The organism is Ruegeria sp. AG7 (assembly GCF_056541545.1).
This window is the reverse complement of the sequence record NZ_JBQFYP010000002.1, coordinates 282,556-301,134: the sequence shown is the minus strand read 5'-3', so window position 1 is coordinate 301,134 and position 18,579 is coordinate 282,556. Positions and strand designations below refer to the sequence as shown.

The following is an 18,579-nucleotide window of genomic DNA, read 5'->3' as shown; positions in this document are numbered from 1 at the left end:
CCCCGCAGGGGCTGGCCGCAGGCCAGCTTATTGCGCATTGGGGAAAAACACCTGCTGACCGTCCAGTCGGAAAGAGGCGATCGCCTCCTGCCCGTCCGGCCCGGTCAACCAATCGATGAACCGCTGTCCAGAGGCAGCGCGCACATGGGGATGCTTTTCGGGATTTACGAGGATCACACCATATTGGTTGAACAGACGCGGATCACCTTCGACCAGTATCTCAAGATTGCCTCTGTTACCAAAGGATAGCCACGTCGCCCGATCTGTCAGAGTATACGCGTTCATGCCGCTGGCCACATTCAGCGTTGCCCCCATACCCGACCCGGTTTCCCGATACCAACTTCCGGATGCGCCGGTTGGATCCAGCCCCGCGGCAGACCAATGCCGCAGCTCGGCCTTATGCGTTCCACTGTCATCTCCGCGCGATGCAAACGGGGCTTCAGCGCTTGCGATCGCAGCAAGAGCGTTCAAAATTTCGGCACCACCGCGAATTCCGGCAGGATCTGCCTTGGGGCCCACCAATACAAAATCGTTATACATCAGGTCCCTCCGCTCCACGCCATATCCATCAGCGACGAATTTCTCTTCGGCGGATTTGGCGTGAACCAGCAGGACGTCACCGTCACCGTTCACTGCGTTGCTAATTGCCTGACCTGTTCCTACGGCCACGACGCGCACGTCAATGCCCGAATCGGCCTCGAACCACGGCAGAATATAGTCCAACAGCCCCGAGTTCTGGGTGGATGTCGTAGATTGAACGACAATGAACGGAGTCTCTGCCCTGGCCGCACTTGCCGACAGACCAAGGGCTATCACTGCTGCCCGAAATATTGCGCGGAACATCATACTCTCCGTTTTATCTTTTAAGTAACCAATCCACCCGCGAGGTAGCGGCGCGATGCTTCGCTTACCGGGGTATCCAAAACCTGTTTTGCGGGACCGTGTTCAACCACAAGACCGCCCTGCATCATGACCACATCCGAGGCCAAACGACGGGCCTGACCAATATCATGTGTCACCATCACGATCCGTACACCCCGCGCAGAGGCGCGCAGAACCATACGTTCGATCATCTGTGTCGCGCCGGGATCAAGGGCGCTGGTCGGTTCGTCCAGAAACAGTGTTTCGGGCTCCAGCGCCAAGGCACGCAAAATGGCCAGCCTCTGGGCCTCGCCGCCCGACAGTGATCGGGCAGATTGCCGGGCCTTACCATCCAGCCCGCCTTCGGCCAGCAACTCGGTGATACGTGCCTTTCTTGCTGTTCGCTCAATGCCCTGTCGTTTGAGGACAAAGCCCAGGTTTGCAGCAACAGACCGTCGCAACAGAACCGGTCTCTGAAACACCATGGCTTGGCGCGCTTTCTGCGCGGCGCCCAGAGGGTTTCCATCCTGCACCACCCGCCCGCGATCCGGCGAGATCAGGCCATGCAAACACCGCAGCAACAGGCTTTTGCCCGCACCGTTGGGGCCAAGAAGCAACGTCGGCCCCAGACCATCCATAACCAATGAAGGAACATCCAGCAAAACCTTGCCGTTGCTGCGAATTTGCAAGTTTTCAACTGTCAGACAGTTCGACATGTCACAGGTCACGTCACGCATGGCGCAACCCCTCCTGTTCGGCCCGCAAACTGACCGCGCTGACCATCGCGTTTACGGCAATTGCAATTCCGATCAGGATCGCCCCCAGCGCCAGTGCCAGAGACAGATTTCCCTTCGACGTTTCAAGCGCAATGGTTGTCGTCATCACGCGGGTCACATGATTGATGTTTCCGCCAACGATGATAACCGCGCCCACCTCGGCGATGGCGCGTCCAAAACCTGCAAGCAAAGCCGTGACAAGTGCCAGTCGCGCATCCCACAACAAAACCGGCACCGAGGCCAGCCGTGACACACCCAAGGAGCGCAGCTGCTCGGAATATTCCTCAGCCAGCATCTCAACAACCTGTCGCGTCAAAGCCGCGACAATGGGGGTGACCAAAACGACCTGCGCAATGATCATGGCGGTCGGAGTGTACAAAAGCTCAAGCACCCCAAGGGGACCGGAACGGGACAGCGTCAGATAGACCAGCAGGCCCACGACAACCGGTGGAAACCCCATCAGTGCATTCATCAGGACGATCAGCATCCGGCGGCCGGGGAACCGGGCGACGGCCAACGCAGCCCCCACGGGCATTCCGATCAGAGCAGAAACCAGCACCGCAAACACGGACACTTTCAGAGACAACAACACAATTGCCCACAGCTCAGAATCTCCCCCGAGGATCAAGGCGATCGCAGCGCTGAATTCTGATGAAAATTCCTGCATTTTCTTCCTATTTATCTACGCTTCGTACAGAACGCGCTAGATTGCAGGGAAATACTACTTCATTTCGGTGCCAAGTACAGACACAATTCCGACATCCCGAATACGAAACGCGGCCCCGATTGGGACCGCGTTTTTTTTCACTCAGATGAACCGTTGGCGTCAGTTCAGAGCAGCGTCCGTTATCTGGTGCGTCCAGGCCCCTTCGGGTTCCTTGGTGATCGCCGGATTTTCCGCAGATACGGCCGACAACAGCGTTTTCACTGTCTGTTCGTAGTCCGCTGGATCTAGCGCACCGTCGGATCCTTCGATCAGTTTCGCTACCTCGCCCATCATATAAACCTGATGGTCCAGCTCCTGCGCGCCGGTCTCGTCAAACTCCAGAACGATTTCAGCGGCCTCTTCCTGATGTTCAGCCGCGTATTTCCAGCCTTTCATCGACGCCCGGACAAAACGCTCCATCTTGTCGACAAACGCAGGATCGTTCAGGTTTTCTTCCATAACATAAAGCCCGTCCTCCAGCATACCGAACCCCATCTGCAAATAGTTGAACGTCACCAACTCTTCCGGGGTGATACCAGCCTGAAGGATCTGGCGGTATTCATTATAAGTCATGGTCGAGATGCAATCCGCTTGCCCTTGGATCAAAGGATCTGCGGAAAACGCCTGCTTCAGAACAGTAACGCCGTTCTCATCAGCACCATCGGTCTCGATGCCTAGAGACGCCATCCAGGCGTAGAATGGGTATTCATTGCCAAAGAACCAGACCCCCATGGTGCGACCTGGGAAATCCTCAGGCGATTCAACTCCTGTGGATTTCAGGCAGTTAACTTGAAGACCGCCTGTTTTGAATGGCTGAGCAATGTTCACTAGCGGAACACCGCGCTCGCGTGCAGCCAAGCCGGCGGCCATCCACGTGGTGATAACGTCTGCACCGCCACCAGCGATCACTTGCTCCGGTGCAATATCGGGGCCGCCCGGTTTGATTGTGACATCAAGCCCCTCTTCGTCGTAGAAACCCTTTGCTTCTGCCACAAAGTAGCCAGCAAACTGCGCCTGCCCAACCCATTTCAGCTGCAACGTCACTTCGTCTGCCGCAAGCACCGTGCTGGCTGCCAAACTGAAGGCGGCAACCGCCCCGCTAAGTAGCTTGTTCATTTTCCTATCTCCTAGTTGCTTTTGATTGCCCCGTTGTCGAGGTCTGTTGAATTATTCCTTCGTTTTCATCGACGCTGCGACGGGTGCCAGAACGTCACGACCTTCTCGATACCAGCGACAAGCCCGTAAAAGGCGGTCCCGGCAAGTGCGGCTACGACGATCTCAGCCCAAACCATATCAAGCGACAGCTGGCCGACGCTGGTAGAAATCCGAAAGCCCATCCCCACGATCGGCGATCCGAAGAATTCAGCCACGATGGCGCCAATCAAAGCCAAAGTTGTTGAAATCTTCAACCCGTTGAAAATGAAAGGCATCGCCGCGGGCAGCCGCAGCTTCAGAAAGCTCTGCCAATAGCTTGCTGCATAGGTTTCCATCAAGTCACGCTGCATCGCGGTGGCCTCGCGCAGTCCGGCCACGGTGTTGACCAGCATCGGAAAGAACACCATCACAACGACCACCGCCGCTTTGGAATGCCAATCAAACCCGAACCACATGACCAGAATGGGTGCCGTCCCCACAATAGGCAAAGCCGCGACGAAATTCCCGACTGGCAATAGCCCCAAACGCAGGAAATCCCACCGATCAACAGCAATCGCTATAAGGAAGGCCGATCCACAGCCGATGACATATCCGCTGAGCGCGCCTTTCAGGATCGTCTGAACAAAGTCGGCCCAAAGAATGTCAATGCTACCTGCAAATCGCACCGCTATGGCGGAGGGTGCAGGCAGAATGACCAGCGGCACTTCAAGCCCGCGGACCACCAGCTCCCAGGCTCCGACGATGGTCAGACCAAAAATCACCGGTGCCAGGAAGCGTACCATCTGGCTGTCGGCTTGCGGGCCACTGGCCAATCGGCTGTTCAACCACCAGCCGAAGGCCCACAGCAGCAAAGCAAAGACAACCAACATCATTGCGCCATCCCCATTCGCCTCAGAACCGACCGTTCAATCAATCCCAGCAAACCGACCAGGCACGCGGCCAGAATGGCTGCTGCAAACAGCGCTGACCATATCTGCACGGTTTGACCATAGTAACTGCCTGCCAGCAACCGAGCGCCCAATCCTGCGACAGCGCCTGTCGGCAGCTCGCCCACGATTGCGCCGACCAGCGATGCCGCAATACCGATTTTCAACGAGGTGAACAGGTATGGCATCGACGCAGGCAAGCGCAGTTTCCAGAACCCCTGCGATTGGCTGGCATTATAGGTCCGCAACAGGTCAAGTTGCATCGCGTCAGGGCTGCGCAACCCTTTGACCATGCCTACAACAACCGGAAAAAAGCTCAGATACGCTGAGATGATCGCTTTGGGAATGATCCCCTGAACCCCAACCGAGTACAGGACCACGATAATCATCGGTGCCAGAGCGATAATCGGGATCGTCTGGCTCACGATAGCCCATGGCATGACTGACAAATCCATCACGCGGCTATGCACGATCCCAACGGCCAACAAGACTCCCAGCCCGGTCCCGATGACAAAGCCCAGCATCGTAGCGCTGAGTGTCACCCACCCATGAAAGATCAGCGATCTTTTCGAGTTGATTTTCTTCAGGACAGTTGTATCCCACAGTTCAGTCGCCACCTGATGAGGTGATGGCAAACGGGGCTTGCCCTGCTCCCAAGTTGCTGGAATCGCGAACGAGTTATCCAGAACCAGACCGAACTCTCCAAGATCCCGACGCGCGCTCGCGGTGGGTGGCTGAACCTCGGCTCCACCACGTTCAAGTTCGGTCAAAACCCCTTTGATGTTCATTGGAACGCAAGCGGCATACCAGAACAGAACGATCACGGCGACGACGGTGAAAACGGCGATGATCTGCTTCATGCGTGCCACTCCATACGAAAGACGGGCACTGTGTCTGGCGGTGCAGGCAGTTCTTCGGCGGTTACATCGAACCCTTCACGGCGGTAAAACCTCTGCGCCGCCTGATTGGGTTTGTGTGTTGTCAGCCAAAGGTGGGTCCGACCCTCCTTCGCCTTGTCAACGAAACACTTGCCAATTCCCTGCCCCGTCCGGCTGCAATACAACGCACCGATTTTACTCTGTGCCGGATCAACGGACATGTAGCAATCAACCGGATCACCCGCGACCCAGATCTCACGGCTGTCGAACGCATCGCGGATCAAGGCCGCCAATTCCTCCACCGGCATTTCATCAGGCATCCAGTCCGTCTGCGAGGCCCAATTGTAAATCACGCGGGCACAAGCCGGCACGTCACCTACTACGGCCCGTCTGATGGTTTCTGCCCCCGGATCAGTCGTCATAAGAATGCCCCGCCCGCAACCCGTCGCGAACACGATGGGCCACTTCGATGAATTCTGGGGTGTCACGAATGTCCAACGGTCGTTCCTTTGGCAGCGGGCTGTCGATCACATCCGTAATCCGCCCCGGCCGCGGGCTCATCACGACAATTTTGGTGCTCAGATATACGGCTTCGGGAATCGAATGTGTCACGAAACCGATGGTTTTTTCGGTTCTTGCCCAAAGCGCCAGAAGCTGCTCGTTCAGGTGGTCGCGCACAATCTCATCCAAAGCGCCGAACGGCTCATCCATCAACAAGATATCAGCATCAAAGGCCAAGGCCCGTGCGATGCTGGCGCGCTGCTGCATCCCTCCGGATAACTGCCATGGGAATTTCCCACCGAACCCTTCAAGATCAACCAGTTCCAGGACTTTTCTCACCCTTTCTTCCTGCTCGGACGCGGAATAGCCCATGATCTCAAGAGGCAACTTGACGTTCTTTGCGATGGTGCGCCAGGGATAAAGGCCCGCTGCCTGAAAGACATATCCATAGGCCCTGTTTCGCCGCGCTTCGTCCGCTGTCATTCCGTTGACAGTCAGCGACCCGCCGGTCGGTGACTCCAAGGCCGCGATACAGCGCAGGAAAGTGGTTTTCCCACAGCCCGAGGGGCCAATGAAACTAACAAATTCACCCTTGTCGATCGTCAGGTTCACGTCTTTCAACGCGTGAACAGGCCCGTCATTGGTTTGAAAGGTGAGGTCAAGCTGCCTTGCTTCGATGACGTGCTGGTTCGTGCTTTCAGTGGTCATTCTACTGCCTTGAAAAGAGTGGTGCCGGGGCCGCCCAAATAGCGGCCCAACGGATCAAACCCCCGTCGCCGGGATACCTGTCCGCTCAACTGGCCGAGGGGCGGTTAGTTCTTTCCACGCGCTCAAAGCCTTGTTGACGGTCGTATTTGCCTCGCGCGCAACGAACTCGCCATGGCCTTCCTGCGTACGGATTTCACCATCATGTACCGCAACCTGTCCACGGGTCAGCGTAAAGCGCGGCAAGCCTTTGACCTCTTTGCCCTCAAACACGTTGTAGTCGATCGAAGATTGCTGCGTACTGGCTCTGATCGTTTTCGTTTTCTCAGGATCCCATACGACGATATCTGCGTCCGCTCCAACAAGGATCGCGCCCTTTTTCGGATAGCAATTCAGTATCTTGGCGATGTTTGTTGAAGTCACCGCTACAAATTCGTTGGGCGTCAGGCGCCCGGTATTCACACCGTGTGTCCACAGCATCGGCATCCGATCCTCCAGACCGCCGGTCCCGTTAGGGATCTTGGTGAAATCCCCAACTCCAAAGCGTTTCTGTTCGGTCGTAAAGGCGCAATGGTCGGTTGCCACAACACTCAGCGATCCTGATTGCAGGCCATTCCACAGGCTGTCCTGGTGCTGCTTATTGCGGAACGGAGGGCTCATGACCCGCCGCGCGGCGTGATCCCAATCCTGATTGAAATATTCACTTTCATCCAGGGTAAGATGCTGAATCAGCGGTTCGCCCCACACTCTCTTGCCCTGCATTCGGGCCCGGCGAATGGCCTCATGAGACTCTTCGCAGGATGTATGAACAACATAAAGCGGCACGCCCGCCATATCAGCGATCATGATGGCCCGGTTGGTGGCCTCACCCTCCACCTGCGGTGGTCTGGAATAGGCATGCGCTTCGGGGCCAGAGTTCCCCTCGGCCAGCAGCTTGGCGCTCAGCTCGGCAACAACGTCACCATTCTCGGCATGCACCATTGCGATTCCGCCCAGTTCGGCCAAACGCCTGAACGAGGCGTAAAGCTCATCGTCATTCACCATCAATGCGCCTTTATAGGCCATGAAATGCTTGAACGTGTTGATGCCGCGCGTCTCGATCACGGTCTTGAGGTCGTCAAATACCTGTTCACCCCACCATGTCACTGCCATGTGGAACGAGTAGTCGCAATTCGCCCGTGTCGATTTGTTGTCCCAGCGCTTCAGGGCATCCAGCAGGCTTTCACCCGGATTGGGCAGCGCGAAATCAACAACCATCGTCGTGCCCCCCGCCAGGGCCGCCCGCGTACCGCTTTCGAAATCGTCGCTGGAATAGGTGCCCATGAACGGCATTTCCAGATGGGTATGCGGATCAATCCCACCGGGCATCACATAACAGCCGGTCGCATCCAGCTCTTTATCCCCTTTCAGACCCATCCCGATCCCGGTGATGACGCCGCCTTCGACCAATACATCCGCCTTGTAAGACAAATCCGCGGTGACAACGGTTCCGTTTTTGATAACAGTACTCATTTTGAACTCCCTGATGCGGTCTGCGCCGCTTGCTTCATCTGGCCAATAATATCCCGGGGGGGTCGCCCAATGGGCGACGGGGGCGGCACCCCCTATTCCACGATTTCGGCAGTCTCGACCACGGCATGCAGCAGGACATCTGCCCCGGCTGCCGCCCAATCCTTGCTGATCTCTTCAGCCTCATTATGGCTCAACCCATCAACACAGGGGCACATGACCATGGCGGTCGGGGCCACACGGTTGATCCAGCAGGCATCATGCCCCGCGCCCGAGATGATGTTGGTATGCGAATAGCCCAACCTTTCAGCCGCATCGCGCACGGCGGACACGCAATCGTCGTCGAATTTAACCGGATCAAAACCGCCGACTTTCTCGAATTCGATCTGCAGGCCCATTTCTTCGACAATTTCTTCCGCCGCCACCCGCAGACGGTTTTCCATGTCGGTGATCACCTCCAGCTCGGGCGAGCGGAAATCGACCGTGAAAACGACTTTTCCGGGGATCACGTTTCGCGAGTTCGGGAAAACGTCAATATGACCCGCAGCACCAACCGCATGCGGCGCATGAGACCAGGCGATTTCGTCCACTTTCTCAAGAATGCGCGCCATCGCCAGCCCGGCATTCTTGCGCATCGGCATCGGGGTCGAACCGGTATGGGCATCCTTTCCGGTCAGCGTGATCTGTGTCCAGCTCAGACCCTGACCGTGGGTAACGACGCCGATATCCTTGCCTTCAGCTTCAAGGATCGGGCCCTGTTCGATATGCAACTCAAAGAAAGCGCGCATCTTGCGCGCGCCGACTTCTTCTTCGCCGCGCCAACCGATCCGGTTCAGTTCATCCCCGAATTTCTTTCCCTCGGCATCTTCACGGTCATACGCCCAAGCCTGCGTGTGCATTCTTGCAAAGACACCGGACGACAGCATGGCAGGCGCATATCGCGTCCCTTCCTCGTTGGTCCAGTTGGTCGCCACGATGGGGTGTTTTGTCTTGATCCCGAGATCGTTGAGCGTTCGGATAACTTCCAACCCGCCCAGAACGCCCAGCACACCGTCATATTTTCCACCGGTCGGCTGCGTATCCAGATGCGATCCCACATAGACCGGCAAAGCGTCCGGATCGGTGCCCTCACGATGCGCAAACATGTTGCCCATCTGGTCCAGACCCATGGTGCATCCAGCCTCTTCACACCACTTCTGGAACAAGGCGCGGCCTTCGGCATCTTCGTCAGTCAGAGTTTGCCGGTTATTCCCCCCCGCAACACCGGGACCGATCTTAGCCATCTCCATCAGGCTGTCCCACAACCTGTCGCCATTGATCCTGAGATTCTGCGCCGGAGCTGCCATTGTCTTATTCCCTGTTTGCTTGCGATTTTGCTCGCTATTGGTGTCTTGATTTGACCAACTGGTCAAACTCACGCTATCACGGGTTCGGTATCAGTCAAGAAATTGCGCGGCAAAGCCTGAAATTTCAGTGTAATCCGTGCCTATCCGACGAAAAAAGAGACACACTGAAATCATGCCGAAAGACCGCGCACCGACTCGTATCCAGAAGAAGAACCGAGCCGCGATTCTCGAGGCCGCCCTGAATGTGTTTTCCGCACACGGGTTTCGTGGGGCGACCGTCGATCAGATTGCCGCCGAGGCGGGGTTGAGCAAACCCAATCTCCTCTACTATTTCGCGTCCAAAGAGGCGATCCACACCGAATTGCTTTCGGGCTTGCTGGAAACCTGGCTGGCACCCCTGCACGATCTGGATGAGACCGGTGATCCGATGGAGGAAATGCTGGCCTATATTCGCCGGAAACTGCAGATGAGTCAGGAGCTACCACGGGAAAGCCGCCTTTTTGCCAATGAGCTTGTGCAAGGCGCGCCCCGCATTCACGATGCTTTGTCCAATGATCTCAAACAACTGGTTGACGAAAAGGTCACCATTCTCACTAACTGGATGGATCAGGGCAAAATCACGCGGCTGCACCCTTATCATCTGATGTTTTCGATCTGGGCGCTGACGCAGCATTATGCCGATTTCGACGTTCAGGTGCGGGCTATTCTGGGTGACGAAAACCCGTTTGAGGGTGCAGAACCCTTTGTTGATACGCTGTACCGAAAACTCCTGACACCATGAATTCAGGGGCCGCGTCAGCGGCCCCTGAGGGATATTCCCTGTCTCGATCATTCCGCTGCTTTGGCCATCGGATTGTTCGGGTGCGTGGTCCAGTTCGCGTAGGTCGGCTGAACCTCTTTCCCGGTGCGCGGATCGATTTCACCCGCCGCCATCGGCACCATCGAAATACAGCCCTCGACCGGGCAGACATCAACGCAGAGGTTACAGGCGACGCATTCGTCATCCATCACCTCGAACACACGGTCATCCGACATTGAAATCGCCTGATGGCTGGTATCTTCACAGGCGGCATAGCATCGGCCGCATTTGATGCACTGGTCCTGATCGATCTTGGCTTTGGCGATGTAGTTCAGGTTCAGGTATTGCCAATCGGTGACATTGGGCACCGCGCGCCCGATCACCTCATCAATGCTGGTATACCCCTTTTCATCCATCCATTCCGACAGACCTGCAGTCAATTCATCAATGATCTTGAACCCATAGGTCATCGCAGCGGTACAGACCTGCACCGTGCCACATCCCAGCGAGATAAACTCGGCCGCATCACGCCATGTGGTGACACCCCCGATGCCCGAGATTGGCATGCCATGCGTCGCCTCGGCCCGAGCGATTTCGGACACCATCGACAGGGCGATCGGCTTCACGGCAGGGCCGCAATATCCTCCGTGGCTGCCCTTGCCATCGATCGAGGGTTCCGGGCTGAACGTATCCAGATTGACGCTGGTGATCGAATTGATCGTATTGATAAGCGACACCGCATCCGCGCCACCATTTCTGGCCGCCGCCGCAGGTTTCCGGATATCGGTGATATTCGGTGTCAGTTTCACGATGACCGGACGGTCATAGTATTGCTTGCACCAACGCGTGACCATCTCGATATATTCCGGCACCTGCCCTACGGCGGACCCCATACCGCGCTCGCTCATCCCGTGCGGGCAACCGAAGTTCAGTTCGATTCCGTCCGCGCCGGTTTCGGCCACGCGCGGTAGAATGGCTTTCCAGGCTTCTTCCTCGCAGGGCACCATGATCGAAGCGATCAGGGCGCGATCCGGATAGTCGGCCTTGACCCGCGCCATTTCCTCGAGGTTCACCTCAAGCGGGCGGTCGGTGATCAGTTCGATATTGTTCAGTCCCAGCAAACGGCGGTCGGCACCGTAAATCGCGCCATACCGCGGGCCGTTCACATTTACGACCGGCGGTCCCTCGGACCCCAGCGTCTTCCACACAACACCGCCCCAACCGGCCTCAAACGCGCGACGAACATTGTATTCCTTGTCCGTCGGCGGCGCAGAGGCAAGCCAGTAAGGGTTGGGGCTGGAAATGCCCAGAAAGTTAGTCGTCAGATCGGCCATGGCTTCTCCCTTCCCGGCTCAGCCGGATTTTTTGAATATCATTTCGGTCGGACGTATGCGCCCGGCCTTGAGGTTTTTGACGTAGTTCTGGAACTTTTCGGGTGCCGTCTCGCCCATCATCAGGTGAATGCCCAGCGGTGCCGGGCCGGATTTGGCAATCTTTGCAAAGACGTCCTCGAAGAACTGTATCGCGAATTCGGTGCGATCCGTTTCTGTCACCAGTTCAAGACCCGCGGCGCTTGCCGCAGACTTGTAAACATCCGGCGCATCCACGAACGAGGTTTCGGCAACAGTGGACCACGGCAGAGGGAAAGCCAGCGGCTCGTCCACGTCTCCGGCCATCACATCGAACAGGGCAAAAGTACCGCCCTTGGCCAGCGCCCGCGACACTTCGGCGAACAGCCCGGCCTTGTCCTTTATGTTCATGCCCACATGCATCATGACGGCCAGGTCGAACCCAGCATCCGGCACCGGCATGTCCAATGCGCTGCCCACATGAAAGCTGGTTTTCGAGGAATGCCCGACCATATCGCTGAGCACCTTGGCGGTTTCAACGAATTCCGGTGTCAGATCGACGCCTGTTACTGTCGAGTCATAGCGATCCACGACATAGCGAGAGGTCCCGCCGATACCGCATCCGACATCCAGAACACGGGTCGCATGGGTCGGCGACAACTGCGCAAACAGGTTGTTGGTCGCCAGAACGCCGCCCGTATGGAACTCGTCCCCTGCTTTCAGGTCTGCGACCGTGGCCGCATCCGGATCGATACCGCTGGCCTCAAGCGCCGCGCGGACGCGGTCGGTCAGTGCTCCGGTGGTGTAGTGTTGCGCTACGGCTTGTTCGATCTGGGACATGGGAATACCTCAGCAGCGAAAGGAATGGGGTGAATACCCCATCCTATCACGAAACCAGCGTCGCGTGGATGTCCATCGCTGCATCCCGGCCTTCGGCAACAGCCGTAACGGTCAGGTCTTCGCCCCCCGCCGCGCAATCTCCGCCTGCCCAGACACCGGCCACAGAAGTGCGTCCCGCACCGCTGACAGCGATCTTGTTGCCGTCCAGCTTCAGCCCTTGCGGCGCACCTTCCAGCGTCTGACCGATGGCTTTTAGAACCTGGTCTGCCCGCAGCCGGACCGTCTCACCGGTTCCGGTGAGTTGGCCGTTCTGGCTTGAGGTATACTCCAGTTCTATCTCGGCGGCAGTCCCATTGCCGTGTACCGCCACCGGCTGCACGTTGGTCAAGATCTGAACCCCGTGCGAGGCTGCCAGATCCTGCTCGTACCGGCTGGCACCCATGGCGTCGCGGCCCCGGCGATAGGCAATGGTGACATTCTCGGCACCTAACAATTTGGACTTTACCGCTGCGTCCACGGCAGTCATGCCTCCGCCAATCACGACGACGTTCCGCCCGACAGGAAGCTGTGCAAGATCACCAGCCTGCCGCACGTCCGAGATAAAATTGACGGCATCCCGCACGCCGTCCTTGTCAACACCATCCGCGCGCAGGGCATTCACCCCGGCAAGTCCGATGGACAGGAACACCGCGTCGTAGTTTTCGACCAGACCATCCAGCGAGATGCCTTCACCCAGAACCGACCCGATTTCAACCGTGATACCACCGATTTTCAACAGCCAGTCGACCTCGGCCTGCGCAAAATTGTTGGTCGATTTATAGGCGGCAATCCCGTATTCGTTCAGACCGCCCGGTTTGGGCTTGCCTTCGTGGATCACCACGTCATGACCCAGCATGGCAAGACGATGCGCGCAGGCCAGACCGGCAGGCCCTGCCCCCACGACAGCAACCGTCTTCCCAGTTGATGCCGCACGTTCAAACGGATGCGCGCCCGCGGACATAAGATCATCCGTCGCAAAGCGCTGTAGCCGTCCGATCTCGACCGGTTTGCCTTCTGCCGTCTCACGAACACAGGCCTCTTCGCACAGTGTTTCCGTCGGACAGACACGGGCGCACATTCCGCCCAAGATGTTCTGTTGAAAGATCGTTCGCCCGGCTGACTGCGGCTGTCCGGCCTGAATCTGACGGATGAATAACGGAATATCGATGTCTGTCGGACACGCTGTCACGCAAGGCGCGTCATAGCAGAAATAACAACGGTCTGCTGCAACTGCGGCCTCATGCGGGGCCAATGGCGGATGCAGATCGGTGAAATTCGAGGTCAGCTCATCGCTTGAAAGCCGCCCGGCGACGATGCCGGGTGCCATCTGGCCCTGTGCCATCACTCTACTCCCTGTAGATATGTTTGTTATGACCTCAGCTTGCCACAAATAAATTTTTTATCAATTGGTAAAATTTGTCAGATGATCAAAAAATCAAAAATCCGGGCCGCGAAACCCGGATTTGTTGGCATTTTGGTTAATCTCAGGGCCGAGAAGCTTTCAGACCATTTCACCAAGGTGGCAGGACTTGATCCAGACTCGGGCCCCATCAGGCCCTGCAACAGCCCGTGAGTGCGTTCCGGGAGGCAGGCGCAACCAGTCCCATTTCGAAAATTCTTCCCCCGATTCAGAGAAACTGCCCCTTATGACAAACACTTCCATGCCGTCGCACGCGTCCAGTTCGACCACGCCCCCAGCAGCCCATGTCCGCACAAAAACGTCCTCATGATCATCTTTGAACAGCTGTACGTCAGAATCGCCATTTATCGAGCGGCGAACCTCGGTCCGGTCCTGCGGGTCAAACTGGTGCAACTTGACCAGAATGGTTGCGCCCTCGGCAGCGGACGGAGTGTGCGAGGAAGTTGGAGGGTTGCGAACATAGCTGCCGACGGGAAAATCTCCGGTCTCGTCCTGAAATACACCGTCCAGCACCAGATATTCCTCGCCGCCGTCATGGGTATGGGCGGAAAAGGTGCTGCCGGGCGCAAAGCGGACAATGGTTGTTGCGCGGGCCACCTCATCACCAATCCGGTCCAGCATTTTGCGCTCGACCCCTGCTGCGGGAGAAGCGACCCATTCACTTTCGTCAAAGTGTACTGCGACCCGTTTGGTGAAATCCGCATTGATCCGCATGTGTATCCCTTTCTGAAGCAACCCCTGAAAGAAATGGGATCGCGTGATGAAATTTCAAATTATCCGCTTTTGACGCCTTGGGCCGCTTGATGTAATCCGAACGTCAAGGTGCATGGTCAAACACCTGTCGGGAACGGGCATAGATGCAGGCAACGTCACAGAAATTCAACGTCGCGGTCGTCGGTCAAAACAACCGCCTGCAATACGAGGCCCTGCTGTTTGCGGCTTCACTGCGCCATTCTTCACCGCAGTTCGGGGGCAAACTGTTTGTCGCCACGCCCAATCCGGGGCCACGCTGGAAACAGGATCCCCGCATTCAGGACGAAGATGTTCTGAAAGCCCTGAAACAACTGGATGCTGAAATTCTGCCCTTCGACTCGCATGTATTCGGTGAAAGCTATCCCTACGGCAACAAGATCGAAGCGCTGATGGCCCTGCCGGAAGATGAGCCCTTTGTGTTCTTTGACACCGACTCGCTGATCACTGGCGAGATCACATCCGTCCCATTTGACTTCGACCGCCCCAGCGCGTCACTGAAAGTTGAAGGGACATGGCCCAAACCAACGCTGTATGGTCCCGGTTTTGACGGTATCTGGCGCGCACTTTACGCCCGGTTCGGGTTGGATTTCGAAAGCTCGCTGGACACCGATCAACCCCATGACCACTGGCGGCGGTACCTGTATTTCAATGCAGGCTATTTCTTCTACAAATGTCCCCGGAAATTTGGTGAGCGTTTTCTGGACTACGCCAGAACAATCCGCGACGAAAACATTCCGGAATTGACTGGCCAAAACCTTGACCCCTGGCTGGATCAGGCCGCCCTGCCCCTTGTCATTCACTCGTTCGGCGGTGGTCGTGATGTTTTGCCCTCTGGTTTGCTGGATGGATCCGTCAGTTGCCACTATCGCCTGTTTCCCTTGCTGTACGCCCGTGAAAGCGATCATGTGATAGACGTTTTGGAAACCATCGTCGCTCCAAACAAGGTCAAGAAGGTTCTCAAGCAATATGAGCCGCTGAAAAAGATGGTTCTGCAGGGTAAAGGCGCAAAAGTCCGCGCCCTGTTTGACCGGGATCATCTGCCACGACGTGAACAGGCCATCCGCAACACGATCAAAAGCAAGGGCCTCTGGCTGCGCTGACAGGATCGTTGTGCGCAAGCGGGCAATGGCCTACAGATTTCGCAAGACAAATTCCAACAGGAGATTTTTAAGATGTCTGACGGTCCCACCTACGGTTTCGACACGTTGCAAATTCACGCGGGCGCCCGCCCCGACCCGGCGACCGGAGCGCGCCAGACACCCATTTATCAGACCACGGCCTATGTGTTTCGCGATGCAGACCACGCAGCGGCCCTGTTCAACCTGCAAGAGGTGGGCTTTATTTATTCGCGCCTGACCAACCCAACTGTGGCTGTCCTTCAGGAACGCGTGGCTACACTTGAGGGCGGTGTTGGTGCCGTTTGCTGTTCGTCCGGGCACGCGGCCCAGATCATGGCGCTGTTCCCGCTGATGGGTCCGGGTTGCAACGTGGTCGCCTCAACCCGTCTGTACGGCGGCACGGTCACCCAGTTCAGCCAGACAATCAAACGCTTTGGGTGGTCTGCCAAGTTTGTCGACACCGATGATCTGGACGCGGTGAAGGGCGCAATCGATGAAAATACCCGTGCGATTTTCTGCGAGTCCATCGCTAATCCCGGCGGCTATGTGACGGACATTCGTGCACTGGCAGATGTGGCCGATGCGGCGGGCATTCCGCTGATCGTCGACAACACCTCGGCAACACCATATCTGTGCCGCCCGATCGAACACGGAGCGACCCTGGTCGTGCATTCGACCACCAAGTACCTGACCGGCAACGGTACGGTCACCGGCGGTTGCATCGTGGATTCGGGCAAGTTCGACTGGTCGGCAAATGACAAGTTCCCCTCGCTCAGCCAACCCGAACCGGCCTATCATGGACTGAAGTTCCACGAAACGTTCGGACCTTTGGCTTTTACTTTCCATGGCATCGCCATCGGTCTGCGCGATCTGGGCATGACCATGAACCCGCAGGCAGCCCACTACACGCTGATGGGGATCGAAACCCTGTCGCTGCGGATGGAGCGCCACGTGGAGAACGCCCAGAAAATCGCAGCGTGGTTGGAAGCGGATGACCGGGTGGACTACGTCACCTATGCTGGATTGCCGTCATCGCCCTATCAGGATCGGGTCAAAGCTCAGTATCCACGCGGTGCCGGCGCCCTGTTCACATTCGCCGTGAAAGGTGGCTATGACGCCTGTATCAAACTGGTCAATGCGCTGGAGATTTTCAGCCACGTAGCCAATCTGGGCGACGCGCGTTCGCTGATCATTCATTCGGCTTCGACCACACATCGTCAGTTGACCCCGGAACAGCAGGAAGCCGCGGGCGCAGGTCCGGGCGTGGTGCGCGTATCCATCGGGATCGAGGACGTGAACGATCTGATTGCCGACCTTGATCAGGCTCTGGCCAAAGCAACCGCCTGACCATGACTCAGCACGATACAAACAACCTTGGCCAGCCCATCGGTTTACCGGTTTCGGGTAACTTTCCACGCCCGACACCACCCTATACGCCGATGGTGGGCCGGTATTGTTCTGTCGTGCCCCTTGATGTGAACAGGCACGCGCCCGGACTGTTCCGGGCGTTTGCCAAGGACACGGATGGCCACAACTGGACCTACCTGCCGTACGGCCCGTTTGACAGCGAACCTGAGTTCGAAGACTGGGCGCGCGCCAACTGCGTGGACGCGGACCCGATGTTCCATACCGTTCTGGACGGTGATGAGGTACCGTTGGGCATGGCTTCTTACCTCAGGATAGCTCCCGCCGCCGGAGCGATTGAGGTCGGGCATATCCACTTTTCACCCCTGCTTCAGCGCAAGCCGCAATCAACCGAAGCCATGTATCTGATGATGCGGCGCGTGTTCGATGAACTGGGTTACCGGCGATACGAGTGGAAATGCGACGCGCTGAATGGTCCGTCGCGCAGTGCGGCAGAGCGGCTTGGGTTCACCTTCGAAGGCGTGTTTCGCCAAGCAACCCACTACAAAGGGCGCAACCGCGACACGGCCTGGTATTCAATCATAGATACCGAATGGCCACGCATCCGTGATGCTTTCGAGGCCTGGTTGTCACCCGATAATTTCGACGCTTCGGGCCAACAACGAAAACCGCTGTTGGCCCGCGCGAAGGGTTGAATTCATTCGGAAATCTCGAACACCATCGAGACGCTGACAGACACCGAAACCTCACCACCTGCCACAGGTACACCCCCTGCGTCAGCCATGCTCATCATGCGCATCTCGGGCATCGGGCGCACGCCCCCCGTTTGTTCCGAAATCGTTTGCACCGCGCCAAGGGTTACACCCGCCGCCTGTGCCAGCTGCTCGGCCTTGGCCATAGCTTCGCCCACAGCTTGCGCGCGCGCTTGGGCCTCGATTGGTTTGGTATCCTGCACCCCAAAGCTCAAGCCCCCGAAATCGTTGGCGCCAACCTGAATGACCGCATCCATGATACTTCCTAGTTTGGACAGATCACGCACACGCACAAACACGCGGTTCGAGGCAGCGAATCCCGAGATTTCCGGTGTTTCTCCATTCTGCCCGTGCCGCCCGGACCAAACAGGGGAAAGCGACAGATCGCGGGTCTGGATATCGCGGTCTTCAATCCCCATCCCGGTCAGGCGCGCAAGCATCTTCGCAACTGCGTCCGCGGTGGCCTGCATCGCCGCCGAAGCCTCGGCGTTTTCATTTGTCACACCCAATGTGATCGTCGCCATATCGGGGGCAACCACTATGGTTCCAGTTGCGTCAACTGTGATGCGACGTTCTTCCGCATGGGCAAGTCCAGCGGTCGTTGCGGCCATCATCGCGGCCAGAAAAGCGAATGTCTTCAATGTTATCACTCCGATTTGCTTGGGTTAAAGATGGGTCGGCGATGCATTGCCATACAAGAGGAGAGTTTGCCTTTTTCTTTCCCTCGGCAAGTTCCTGCTTTAATGTCTGTCTGCGAACGCCAAGGTGTTTGCATTGACGT

At 57.2% G+C, this 18,579-nt stretch carries 19 protein-coding genes; 4 read left to right on the top strand and 15 right to left on the bottom strand.

All coding sequences use genetic code 11. From position 1 onward, the window contains the following. Positions 1–27: 27 nt before the first annotated feature. The 10 genes from ACR0BF_RS04485 to ACR0BF_RS04440 form a co-directional block, all read right to left on the bottom strand. A complete protein-coding gene (locus ACR0BF_RS04485; protein ID WP_480624361.1) occupies positions 28–843 on the bottom strand; it encodes an ABC transporter substrate-binding protein in 816 nt (271 codons plus the stop codon). 20 nt (positions 844–863) lie between these two features. Continuing rightward, positions 864–1,598: an ATP-binding cassette domain-containing protein gene (locus ACR0BF_RS04480; protein ID WP_480624360.1), complete on the bottom strand. Its 735-nt coding sequence runs from the start codon at positions 1,596–1,598 to the stop codon at positions 864–866. Further along, positions 1,591–2,304, bottom strand: a complete 714-nt coding sequence (locus ACR0BF_RS04475; RefSeq protein ID WP_480476656.1) for an ABC transporter permease — start codon at positions 2,302–2,304, stop codon at positions 1,591–1,593. Before ACR0BF_RS04475 ends, ACR0BF_RS04480 begins: the two co-directional genes overlap by 8 nt. A 159-nt stretch (positions 2,305–2,463) precedes the next feature. Further along, positions 2,464–3,459 carry an ABC transporter substrate-binding protein gene (locus ACR0BF_RS04470; RefSeq protein WP_480624359.1) on the bottom strand — a complete coding sequence of 332 codons (996 nt, stop codon included), beginning with the start codon at positions 3,457–3,459 and terminating at the stop codon, positions 2,464–2,466. A 65-nt stretch (positions 3,460–3,524) separates the two neighbouring features. Continuing rightward, complete coding sequence (locus ACR0BF_RS04465; RefSeq protein ID WP_480624358.1) at positions 3,525–4,370, bottom strand: ABC transporter permease; 846 nt, start codon at positions 4,368–4,370, stop codon at positions 3,525–3,527. Next, positions 4,367–5,284, bottom strand: coding sequence for an ABC transporter permease (locus ACR0BF_RS04460; RefSeq protein WP_480553275.1), 918 nt, complete (start codon positions 5,282–5,284; stop codon positions 4,367–4,369). The genes ACR0BF_RS04465 and ACR0BF_RS04460 overlap by 4 nt, the downstream gene beginning before the upstream one ends. Further along, a complete protein-coding gene (locus ACR0BF_RS04455; RefSeq protein ID WP_480558634.1) occupies positions 5,281–5,724 on the bottom strand; it encodes an N-acetyltransferase family protein in 444 nt (147 codons plus the stop codon). The genes ACR0BF_RS04460 and ACR0BF_RS04455 overlap by 4 nt, the downstream gene beginning before the upstream one ends. Beyond that, entirely contained in the window at positions 5,714–6,511 is a 798-nt protein-coding gene (locus tag ACR0BF_RS04450) for an ABC transporter ATP-binding protein (RefSeq protein WP_480516698.1), read from the bottom strand. Before ACR0BF_RS04450 ends, ACR0BF_RS04455 begins: the two co-directional genes overlap by 11 nt. 54 nt (positions 6,512–6,565) lie before the next feature. Beyond that, positions 6,566–8,020, bottom strand: coding sequence for a dihydropyrimidinase (gene hydA, locus ACR0BF_RS04445; protein WP_480604246.1), 1,455 nt, complete (start codon positions 8,018–8,020; stop codon positions 6,566–6,568). Between the two features lie 92 nt (positions 8,021–8,112). Beyond that, positions 8,113–9,363, bottom strand: coding sequence for a Zn-dependent hydrolase (locus ACR0BF_RS04440; protein ID WP_480624357.1), 1,251 nt, complete (start codon positions 9,361–9,363; stop codon positions 8,113–8,115). A 172-nt stretch (positions 9,364–9,535) separates the two neighbouring features. On the opposite strand from ACR0BF_RS04440, the gene ACR0BF_RS04435 reads away from it, so the two are divergent. After that, positions 9,536–10,144, top strand: coding sequence for a TetR family transcriptional regulator C-terminal domain-containing protein (locus ACR0BF_RS04435; protein ID WP_480476640.1), 609 nt, complete (start codon positions 9,536–9,538; stop codon positions 10,142–10,144). A gap of 47 nt (positions 10,145–10,191) precedes the next feature. On the opposite strand, the gene preA is transcribed toward ACR0BF_RS04435, so the two are convergent. From preA to ACR0BF_RS04415, 4 genes are all read right to left on the bottom strand, one after another. Further along, entirely contained in the window at positions 10,192–11,496 is a 1,305-nt protein-coding gene (preA, locus tag ACR0BF_RS04430; protein ID WP_480481342.1) for an NAD-dependent dihydropyrimidine dehydrogenase subunit PreA, read from the bottom strand. Positions 11,497–11,514: 18 nt separating this feature from the next. Then, positions 11,515–12,351: a class I SAM-dependent methyltransferase gene (locus tag ACR0BF_RS04425; RefSeq protein WP_480558643.1), complete on the bottom strand. Its 837-nt coding sequence runs from the start codon at positions 12,349–12,351 to the stop codon at positions 11,515–11,517. A gap of 46 nt (positions 12,352–12,397) precedes the next feature. Continuing rightward, positions 12,398–13,732 carry an NAD(P)-dependent oxidoreductase gene (locus tag ACR0BF_RS04420; RefSeq protein ID WP_480624356.1) on the bottom strand — a complete coding sequence of 445 codons (1,335 nt, stop codon included), beginning with the start codon at positions 13,730–13,732 and terminating at the stop codon, positions 12,398–12,400. Between the two features lie 159 nt (positions 13,733–13,891). Next, positions 13,892–14,524, bottom strand: a complete 633-nt coding sequence (locus ACR0BF_RS04415) for a cupin domain-containing protein (protein ID WP_480624355.1) — start codon at positions 14,522–14,524, stop codon at positions 13,892–13,894. A gap of 143 nt (positions 14,525–14,667) precedes the next feature. Here ACR0BF_RS04415 and ACR0BF_RS04410 point away from each other — a divergent pair, with 143 nt between their 5' ends. The 3 genes from ACR0BF_RS04410 (at position 14,668) to ACR0BF_RS04400 (ending at position 17,741) form a co-directional block, all read left to right on the top strand. Continuing rightward, entirely contained in the window at positions 14,668–15,663 is a 996-nt protein-coding gene (locus tag ACR0BF_RS04410; RefSeq protein ID WP_480624354.1) for a hypothetical protein, read from the top strand. Between the two features lie 72 nt (positions 15,664–15,735). Next, positions 15,736–17,028, top strand: coding sequence for an O-acetylhomoserine aminocarboxypropyltransferase/cysteine synthase family protein (locus ACR0BF_RS04405; protein ID WP_480516682.1), 1,293 nt, complete (start codon positions 15,736–15,738; stop codon positions 17,026–17,028). A 2-nt stretch (positions 17,029–17,030) separates the two neighbouring features. Further along, positions 17,031–17,741 (top strand): GNAT family N-acetyltransferase, encoded by a 711-nt coding sequence (locus ACR0BF_RS04400; RefSeq protein WP_480516680.1) that lies wholly within the window; start codon positions 17,031–17,033, stop codon positions 17,739–17,741. Positions 17,742–17,743: 2 nt separating this feature from the next. Here the strand turns inward: ACR0BF_RS04400 and ACR0BF_RS04395 are convergent, their stop codons facing one another. Next, on the bottom strand, positions 17,744–18,448 hold the full coding sequence (locus ACR0BF_RS04395) for an SIMPL domain-containing protein (protein WP_480624353.1): 705 nt from the start codon (positions 18,446–18,448) through the stop codon (positions 17,744–17,746). Positions 18,449–18,579 lie beyond the last annotated feature (131 nt).